The organism is Chryseolinea sp. T2 (assembly GCF_037203685.1).
Taxonomy (GTDB): Bacteria; Bacteroidota; Bacteroidia; order Cytophagales; family Cyclobacteriaceae; genus Chryseolinea.
On sequence record NZ_JBBCAU010000020.1, the window covers coordinates 1 to 9,198 of the forward strand.

Genomic DNA, 9,198 nt, shown 5'->3' on the forward strand with positions numbered 1-9,198 from the left:
ATCGCAGAATCACTCAACCTCTCAGCCTTGTAATCCTGCAGGTCCGCTATCAATTAACATCTATTCAAAGAACGTTTTGTTCAACTCCGAATTCGCCATTGCGAACTCTGTGAACAATCGGGGGCTTCGCAACTTTTCAGCTAGAAACCCTCCCCTTATCAACCTCTTCCAAGCCTCTCCTTCCGAAAGGGGATGCAAATGTATCTGTTTGGTTATATCGGCGCAAGTGCCGACCAAAAATATTTATGCAGTCTTCAGACTTCTAAACACCGTTTGGGTACGGTCTGGTCCTGTTGAAACCATCGTAATAGGAACCTGTAACTCGTCTTCAAGAAACTTTATATACACGTTCAGTTGCTCTGGCAAATTTTCTACTGAAGAACCGTCAACATTCAAAGACGTTGTCCAGCCCTCAAATTCTTTATAAACAGGAATAATTTTTTCGTTGACAAGTTCGTAAGGCAGCACATCTGTCATTGTACCATCTTTTAACTGGTATCTGACGCATGCTTTTATTACAGGGAAAATACTAAGTACATCAGCCTTCATCATCAATAGTTGTGTAACACCATTGATCATAATAGAATATTTCAAAGCTGGCAAATCAATCCATCCGCAGCGTCTAGGCCTACCGGTAGTAGATCCGAATTCCCTTCCCTCCTGGCGCATCCGCTCACCTTCTTCATCTAATAACTCCGTAGGAAACGGACCGCTGCCAACGCGGGTGCTATACGCTTTGAAAATTCCATATACCTCACCAATGTGACGAGGAGCAATTCCCAAGCCTGTGCACGCACCTGCAGTGACTGTATTAGAGCTTGTTACAAACGGGTAACTTCCAAAGTCAATGTCCAAAAGAGCACCCTGTGCACCTTCGGCCAAAATACTTGACCCCAGACTCAGCTCTTTGTTTAAAACATATTCGCTCTCTATAAGATTGAAACCTTTCAGAAACTCAATTGCTGTCAGAAACTGAGTTTCCAGCTCCTGCCACTCATATGCTATGTCGTGGTCCTTCAATATTTTGAAATGCGCTTCCGTCAGCTTCTTAAACTTCTCTGAAAAGTTCTGAGAAAGAATATCGCCTACGCGCAATCCCTGGCGTCCGATTTTATCCTGATACGTGGGACCAATTCCCTTTAAGGTAGAACCGATCTTGTTATCGCCCTTTGCTTTCTCATAAGCCTGATCCAGTAGCCTATGCGTTGGGAGGATCAGCGTTGCCTTCTTTGAAATGAAAAGATTTGCTTTCACATCGAGATGCTTAAACGCCTGCAGCTTCTCGATTTCTTTTTGAAAAACAATTGGATCAAGAACCACGCCGTTACCGATGATGTTCTTTGTTGTATGCCTGAAAATTCCTGAGGGAATTTGATGCAGCACATGCTTGATGCCATCGAACTCCAATGTGTGTCCCGCATTAGGTCCACCCTGAAAGCGTGCAACCACATCGTAACGTGGAGCAAGCACATCAACAATCTTTCCTTTTCCTTCGTCTCCCCATTGAAGACCTAATAATACATCTACCTTGGACATCTGTCGGTATTACAAATAGTTTACTACTTAATTACTTCGCTTTCGGACTGCACGATGTGAAAGATGTTATTCAGCTTGGTAATTACCAGAAGCTTTTGAACACTTTCAGAGGGCTTCATCAAATAAACTTCACCGTTCTTGTTCCTGAACTTTGTCAATATTGTGATGAGCACGCCAATGCCAGCACTGTTTATATATCTCAATCCGGATATATCCACAATGCAGATTGGAACCTTCTTCTGCAATGCATCGGTCACCACTTCTATGATGGCTGCTCCGTTGTCTTCACCTATAAGGTCGCCAGTTAATCTCAGAGCGAGTATTTGCCCCTTTATTTCGTGCTTGAATTCCATAGTATTCAATTCTCAGATTTCCTGTTTTCGCAATTCTGCCGCGTGCAGGATGCGTACAGAATGAGGGAGTGGTGAAGGACGTTGAAGTGCAGAATTTCTTCGACAGTACTTTGAATATTCTGAATGCGCGGATCGCAGAATTCTATCACCTTATGACACTCCGTGCAAATCAGGTGATCGTGTTGCTTGTACCCGTAGGACTTCTCGTATTGCGCCAGGTTTTTTCCAAACTGATGCTTGCTTACCAGGTCACACTCCACTAACAGATCGAGTGTGTTGTAAACTGTGGCACGGCTCACACGATAGTTTTTATTCTTCATGCTGATGTACAACGATTCTACATCAAAGTGACCGTCGCGCGAATAAATCTCTTCGAGAATGGCATATCGCTCCGGCGTCTTCCTCAGCTCCTTGTTTTCAAGGTAGGCCGTGAAGATCTTCTTCACTTCGTCGTATATCTTCGTATTCAGAACCATGTTAAATAACGCGCAAAGATAACAGGATAAAAGAATTTACATCATCTACTCTTTTGAATCGAACCGGCTCACCTTTTCAACTCCTTCTACCCCCCGCAGCCGTTCTATCAATTGTTCGAGATGTCGGGTGTCGTTTACGTACAACATGATTTCACCCTCAAATATCCCTGAATCCGTGTGTATTGACATGGAACTCATGTTCACTTTCAGCTCTTCAGATATGATCTTGGTGACGTCGTTGATCAGCCCAACCCGGTCTGTACCCAGAATTTTCAGCCCTGTAAGGAAGGCGACCTCGTGCTGGGAAGTCCATTTGGCCTTCACCACGCGATTGCCGTGATGCGACAACAATTCAGGGGCATTCTTACAGTTCGTACGGTGAATCTTGATTCCTTCATTAACGGTAACGAAACCGAAGACATCGTCTCCCGGAATCGGAGTGCAGCATTTTGCAAGCTTGTAATCCACCACGTCCATGTCTTCGCCAATCAGCAAAATGTCGTGGTATTTAGTTTTTAAGCTGCCTACCTCCTGCTCTACCAACTTCGACTCCGGCGCAACAGAAACTCTGGGCCGGACCACCGTAAGTGGCTTGTTCTCTATAAATTTCTTGATGTCGGCACCCGTAATAAACCCGCGTCCCACGCGATAGTACAGTTCGAAGTTGCCGTTCACCTTAAAATATTCTCTGGCCTGCTCCATTAATTGAGGAGTCGGCTCCTCCTTAACAGACTTGAGTTTGCGAATCAATATTTCCTTGCCCTCCTCAGATGCCTTTCTGCGATCTTCTTTCAGCTCATCCTTTATCCTTGTCTTTGCCTTTGAGCTGACGACAAACCTCAGCCAATCCTCGTGGGGGTGTTGCTTCTGTGAAGTGAGGATTTCGATCTGATCGCCGTTCTTCAACACATAGTTAATGGGGACCAGTTTGCTATTCACCTTGGCTCCAATGCATTTTGAACCGACCTGCGTGTGGATTTCAAAAGCGAAATCCAGGGCCGTTGCACCGTAAGGAAGCGTTCTCAGCTCCCCCTTAGGAGTGAAAACAAACACCTCATCGCTGAAAAGATTGCCCCGGAAGTCGTCAACGAAATCGAGAGCGGAGTGATTGTTTTGCTCCAGAAGATCGCGAACGCGTGCCAGCCACTTTTCGAGGTTTGACTCTGCCGTAGTGTCCCTGTCCTTATATTTCCAGTGAGCGGCGTAACCTTTTTCGGCAATTTCGTCCATGCGCTTGCTACGGATCTGAACCTCAACCCACTGGCCGTTTTTCGCCATCACCGTGGTGTGCAAAGATTCATAACCATTCGACTTGGGAGTGCTGATCCAGTCACGCAAACGGTTAGGATTAGGCTTATAATGATCTGTAACAATCGAATAGACCTGCCAGCACAAGGCCTTTTCATGATCGATTGCGGTGTCTACTATAATACGAATGGCAAACAGATCGAACACCTCCTCGAACGGAATGTTCTGCTTCCGCATTTTATTCCTTATCGAATAGATTGATTTTGGCCGACCTTTAATCTCATAATCCACTTTCATCTTGTCGAGTTCGTCCTTGATCGGAACCATGAACTGTTTGATGAACTTGGTGCGGGCAGCGCGGGTTGCATCTATGCTTCGTGCAATTGAGTCATATACAGGCTTATCTGTAAACCGGAGGTACAGATCCTCGAGTTCGGTTTTTATCGCATTTAATCCAAGGCGATGTGCCAGCGGCGCATACAGGTAGATCGTCTCGTTGGCAACCTTCAACTGCTTATTCCGGGGCATGCTGTCGAGCGTGCGCATATTATGCAAACGATCGGCAAGCTTGATGAGGATCACACGAACGTCTTCCGACAGGGTGAAAAGCATCTTGCGGAAGTTTTCCGCCTGCTGTGAAGTCCCGTATTCGAAAACACCGCGGATTTTGGTAAGACCGTCAATGATCCTGGCGATCTTTTTTCCGAACATCCGCTCAATATCAGCCAGTTCGATGTCGGTGTCTTCAACAACGTCGTGCATCAGCGCCGAAATAATAGAAGTTGTGCCCAGGCCAATCTCCTCAACACAAATTTCCGCCACCGCTAACGGGTGAAATATGAAGGGTTCGCCAGACTTCCGACGCATGTCTTTGTGGGCGTCCAGCGACAGTGTGAATGCTTTTTTTATGAGTTTGGCGTCGCCATCCTTTAAGATTGGCTTTGCCTTTCGCAGTAACCTTCTATATCGGCTGATGATTTCTTTCTTCTCGAGCTCTGCGTCTATAATCATCTCAAATTCTAGTATTTAGCCCTTAGTATTAGTCCTGAGCAGGTCCTGAGTGGTTTTGTACCCCGGCTAGCCGAAAAATTTGTTTTGAGCGCAAAACACGGCAAAGACTTCATTGCAAAATACTGGAAATAGGCTAACAACTAAAGACTAATGGCTCAGTACTCAAGACTTTTACTTATAACACTTTTAAAGTATTTCTTATTTACGAATATTCCATAAATTTGCCCCTCATTTTTGCGAAAAGCCTGTCTCCGGACAAGAATGGCTTAGATCATTTGGCAAGGGCTAACCGCCTGAGTTTCTGCAAAAATAGTCACATGCGGATGTGGCGTAATTGGTAGCCGTGCCAGACTTAGGATCTGGTGCCGAAAGGCGTGGGGGTTCGAGTCCCTTCATCCGCACCAGAACCCTCGCTGAACATTGCTCGCAATGAACAGTGAGGGTTCTTACATTATCTAATCAGCTGATCCAAAAGATCGTTTTGAAGTTGACATCATAAAACAGTAAACAGTCAAGCCTTGGAAATAACACTCGACAAAACAAACAATACCGAAGGTCTGATCAAGATCAAACTCAATGAGGGTGACTATCAGACGAAGGTAGACGAAAAGGTAAAGGATTACGCCCGCAAAGCTACGATCAAAGGCTTTCGTCAGGGAAAAGTCCCCACAGGTGTGATCAAGCGCATGTTCGGCAAGTCTATCATGGTTGAAGAAATCAATCACCTCCTCTCCCACAAGCTGTCGGACTACATCAAGGACAACAACATAAAGATCATTGGCGAGCCTCTTCCTAATCAGGACAAGGCTGCTACAATTGACTGGGATCAGCAGAAAAATTTCGAGTTCGAATACCAGATCGGGATGGTCGAAGACTTCAAATACGACGTATCACAAAAAGTTAAGGTGAAGTCATATCCGATCGAAATTGATGACAAGACTCTCAACGAAACGCTCGATGATCTTAAGAAGCGCTTTGGCAAAGTTGAGTATCCTGAAACAAGCGATGCTGTCAGCAACATATTCGGCGAAGTCCGTTCGACAACTACTGATTTCAAACGAGAACACGCCTTTGTAGACGTGGCTAAACTTTCTAAGAAAGAGCAGAAGAAATTTGTTGGCCTGAAGAAGGAAGAGGAAGTGGAGTTTGATGTCGATGCAACATTTTCTGATGCAGCAGAGAAAGAACAATTCCTCGGAGTAGCTGGTGATGAGGCGGCCGCAGTAACTGGCAAGCTTATCTTTAAAGTAAACAACATTTCAAAAACTGAACCTGCCGAAGTAAATACGGAATTGTTCGATCGGGTATTTGGTAAAGATGCAGTTGCTGACGAAGCTGCGTTTCTCGCGAAGGTGAAGGAGACGATCGCCGAAAATTACAAGCGTGAATCTGATCACTTCCTCGACCACCACATCGAAGATTACTACATTTCAAATACTGACATTAACCTGCCCGACGAATTCCTTAAGAATTGGTTGAAGTCTTCAAGCAAGGGGGAATTAACAGACGAGGTGATCGATCGCGAGTTCAACGATTACAAGCGTGGTCTGAAATGGGACCTCGTTAAGAACCGTATCGCCGAGGACAACAAGATCTCAGTAGAGGCTGACGAAGTACGTTCCAAGGCTAAAGATCTGATTCTTTCACAATTTGGCGGTCCTGCAATCGCGGCTCAGCTTGGCGATCGTCTTGACGCCATCGCCGATAACTATCTACAGAACGAGAACGGTCAGAACTTCATGAAGATCTATAGCCAGCTTCGTTCGGAAAAGATCCTGAAGTTTATCCGGGAGAACATTTCTGTTCAGGAGAAGAAGGTCAGCGTGGATGAGTTCAAGAAGATTGTTGAGGAGCATAAGCACTAGGAGAATTGACAATTGATAATTGATAATTGACAATTGATAATTTTGGGGCCCCGCTTTTGGCGGGGCTCTTTTTCTTTAAAGGCACCGCTAATCCATCGGGCAAATGCCCTGACCATGCGTCACAATATTTTTAGCCTGGATTACGACAATATTAGAAGGTGGCTGGTAGAAACCTGTCCGTCAGCTAAATGGGCAACTGGACGTTGTCAATTGCGAATTATCAAACCATTTTCCCCATATCACGGTTCTATGGTTGTATTTTAGCTTCACCTTAACTATGATTGCCGGTCGTAAAAAAGATCCGCGACCGAGCAGTTTCTTACCCTGGATCGTTACAAAAAAAGACAGTATGAATTATAACAATGAATTTCGGAAGTATGCTGTTCACCACCTGGGTATGAGCGGCAATACCATCGACAGCTATGCTCAGAAGATTGAAAACATGACGACTGCCGTCATTGAAGAACGCCCCGGAAACTTCCGTGCCATAGATGTATTTACAAGACTTATTTCTGACAGGATTATTTTCCTTGGCCTGCCCGTTGACGATCAGGTAGCGAACCTTCTCACCGCACAGTTGCTGTTCCTTGAATCTTCGGATCCGAGGAAAGATATCGTGATGTATATCAACAGCCCTGGTGGCTCAGTTTATGCCGGTCTGGGCATTTACGACACTATGCAATACGTGAATCCTGACGTTGCAACGATTTGCACCGGTCTGGCTGCTTCCATGGCTGCGGTCCTTCTAACGGCAGGCGCGCCTAAGAAGCGTGCAGGGCTTCCCCATTCGAGGGTGATGATTCACCAGCCGATGAGCGGCATGCAGGGACAGGCGTCGGATATGGAAATTTCGCTTAAGCAAACGCTTGAAGTGAAAAAGGACCTTTACAATATCCTGGCTAAGCACAGCGGCATGAAGTATGAGCGAATCGAAAAAGACTCTGATCGCGATTACTGGATGCGTGCGGCAGAAGCAAAGGAATACGGCTTGATCGACGAAGTCCTCGAGCGCAAGAAAAATTAGCACAATTCGCAAGCATCGCAATTAGCGCCGATCTGCCAAATAATGATTATCTTTATCCTTTATTTGGCAGTCGGCGCTTTATTTAAAGACGATTTATGGCTGAAGTTACCTGTTCATTCTGCGGTAGGAATAAGAAAGACGTGGACCTGATGATTTCGGGTATACACGCTCATATATGTGATAAGTGTGTCACTCAGGCAAATCAGATTCTGGGTGAAGAAAAGAAAAGCAAAACTGAAGCGGGTTTTTCGCCCAACTTCAAGCTGATCAAACCACTTGAGATCAAGAAGTTTCTTGATGAATATGTGATTGGTCAGGATGAAGCAAAAAAGATTATGTCTGTTGCCGTATACAATCACTACAAGCGATTGATGCAGCGGAAGATGGACAATGATGTAAACATCGAGAAGTCCAACATCATCATGGCGGGTGAGACAGGTACAGGTAAGACTTACCTGGCACGCACACTCGCTAAGCTCCTGCAAGTACCCTTCTGTATTGCTGATGCTACTGTACTGACAGAAGCTGGCTACGTGGGAGAAGATGTAGAAAGCATTCTTACACGTTTGCTTCAGGCAGCTGATTACAACGTAGAGGCTGCTGAACGCGGCATCGTTTATATCGACGAGATTGATAAGATCGCCCGCAAGTCTGACAACCCTTCCATTACACGCGATGTAAGTGGTGAAGGTGTTCAGCAGGCGCTCTTAAAGCTACTCGAGGGAACAGCTGTTAACGTGCCTCCTCAGGGCGGACGCAAACACCCTGATCAAAAGATGATTACGGTTAACACTGAGAACATCCTTTTCATCTGCGGAGGAGCATTCGAAGGAATATCCCGGTTCATTGGAAACCGCTTGAATACAAGACCACTCGGCTTTGTAGCGGGCCACGAGGGAGGAAACGCAAAGAATATGGACCGCGACAACCTGTTGCAGTTCATTACTGCGCAGGACCTTAAGAGTTTTGGACTCATTCCAGAACTCATCGGTCGCTTGCCGGTAGTTTCTTATCTCAATCCACTTGATGCTGATGCGCTTCGTAAGATTCTTACAGAGCCCAAGAACGCGTTGCTCAAGCAGTATAAGAAGCTGTTCGATATGGAAGAGATCGAGCTTGAGTTTAAAGATGGAGCGATTGATTTCATCGTAGAAAAGGCTCTCGAGTTTAAGCTTGGTGCCCGCGGACTTCGTTCTATCTGCGAAGCAATCATCAACGATGCTATGTTCGAATTGCCTTCTGAGAAAAACATCAGTCACCTGGTGATCAACCGCGCTTATGCTGAGGAGAAGTTCAGCAAGTCGCAGTACAGCAAACTGAAGGTTGCGTAGGAATTAGAATCCAAGGTCTTTTATACAAAGCCGTCTCAATCAGAGACGGTTTTTTTTTGCTCTGACTATAATGTTCACTCCACCTGGCTACTTCCCTGTAAGAAGTTCTTAATGCAAGCCTTGCGGATGTTCAACCGTCAAGTCTGGGGAAGTGTGGCAAGGGACTGGAGAGTGTCTGGGCATGGCTGGGGGTGCAATGGGACTGCGCTGGGACTCTGCTGGGACTTTCTTTGCACCTCGCTAATCAATCATGAGTCGGTGGATGGTCGCACACATCGAGACTGTCAAGTGAACTGTGTCAAGGTTTGAAAATTCACCAACTTGACACAAATATGGAAGAGAAAAAGGAAGAAC

7 protein-coding genes and 1 tRNA gene are annotated in these 9,198 nt (G+C 45.7%); 4 read left to right on the forward strand and 4 right to left on the reverse strand.

All coding sequences use genetic code 11. From position 1 onward, the window contains the following. Positions 1–243: 243 nt before the first annotated feature. Genes WBG78_RS30455 through WBG78_RS30470 form a run of 4 tightly spaced genes read right to left on the reverse strand, consistent with a single transcriptional unit; the run spans position 244 to position 4,624 of the window. Positions 244–1,536, reverse strand: a complete 1,293-nt coding sequence (locus tag WBG78_RS30455; protein ID WP_337330327.1) for an adenylosuccinate synthase — start codon at positions 1,534–1,536, stop codon at positions 244–246. 23 nt (positions 1,537–1,559) lie between these two features. Continuing rightward, positions 1,560–1,889 carry an STAS domain-containing protein gene (locus WBG78_RS30460; RefSeq protein WP_337330328.1) on the reverse strand — a complete coding sequence of 110 codons (330 nt, stop codon included), beginning with the start codon at positions 1,887–1,889 and terminating at the stop codon, positions 1,560–1,562. Positions 1,890–1,894: 5 nt separating this feature from the next. Then, entirely contained in the window at positions 1,895–2,365 is a 471-nt protein-coding gene (locus tag WBG78_RS30465; RefSeq protein WP_337330329.1) for a Fur family transcriptional regulator, read from the reverse strand. Between the two features lie 45 nt (positions 2,366–2,410). Further along, complete coding sequence (locus tag WBG78_RS30470) at positions 2,411–4,624, reverse strand: RelA/SpoT family protein (RefSeq protein WP_337330330.1); 2,214 nt, start codon at positions 4,622–4,624, stop codon at positions 2,411–2,413. A gap of 319 nt (positions 4,625–4,943) precedes the next feature. On the opposite strand from WBG78_RS30470, the gene WBG78_RS30475 reads away from it, so the two are divergent. From WBG78_RS30475 to clpX, 4 genes are all read left to right on the forward strand, one after another. Beyond that, positions 4,944–5,028, forward strand: a tRNA-Leu gene (locus WBG78_RS30475). 114 nt (positions 5,029–5,142) lie between these two features. Then, on the forward strand, positions 5,143–6,489 hold the full coding sequence (locus tag WBG78_RS30480; protein ID WP_337330331.1) for a trigger factor: 1,347 nt from the start codon (positions 5,143–5,145) through the stop codon (positions 6,487–6,489). Between the two features lie 349 nt (positions 6,490–6,838). Then, positions 6,839–7,513, forward strand: a complete 675-nt coding sequence (locus WBG78_RS30485) for a ClpP family protease (protein WP_337330332.1) — start codon at positions 6,839–6,841, stop codon at positions 7,511–7,513. 95 nt (positions 7,514–7,608) lie between these two features. Next, on the forward strand, positions 7,609–8,844 hold the full coding sequence (clpX, locus tag WBG78_RS30490; protein WP_337330333.1) for an ATP-dependent Clp protease ATP-binding subunit ClpX: 1,236 nt from the start codon (positions 7,609–7,611) through the stop codon (positions 8,842–8,844). The last annotated feature ends 354 nt before the right edge of the window (positions 8,845–9,198 follow it).

Coding starts and splice junctions, on each gene's coding strand:
- WBG78_RS30455 (WP_337330327.1), bottom strand. CDS start 1,536: ATGTCCAAGGTAGATGTATTATTAGGTCTTCAATGGGGAGACGAAGGA.
- WBG78_RS30460 (WP_337330328.1), bottom strand. CDS start 1,889: ATGGAATTCAAGCACGAAATAAAGGGGCAAATACTCGCTCTGAGATTA.
- WBG78_RS30465 (WP_337330329.1), bottom strand. CDS start 2,365: ATGGTTCTGAATACGAAGATATACGACGAAGTGAAGAAGATCTTCACG.
- WBG78_RS30470 (WP_337330330.1), bottom strand. CDS start 4,624: ATGATTATAGACGCAGAGCTCGAGAAGAAAGAAATCATCAGCCGATAT.
- WBG78_RS30485 (WP_337330332.1), top strand. CDS start 6,839: ATGAATTATAACAATGAATTTCGGAAGTATGCTGTTCACCACCTGGGT.
- clpX (WP_337330333.1), top strand. CDS start 7,609: ATGGCTGAAGTTACCTGTTCATTCTGCGGTAGGAATAAGAAAGACGTG.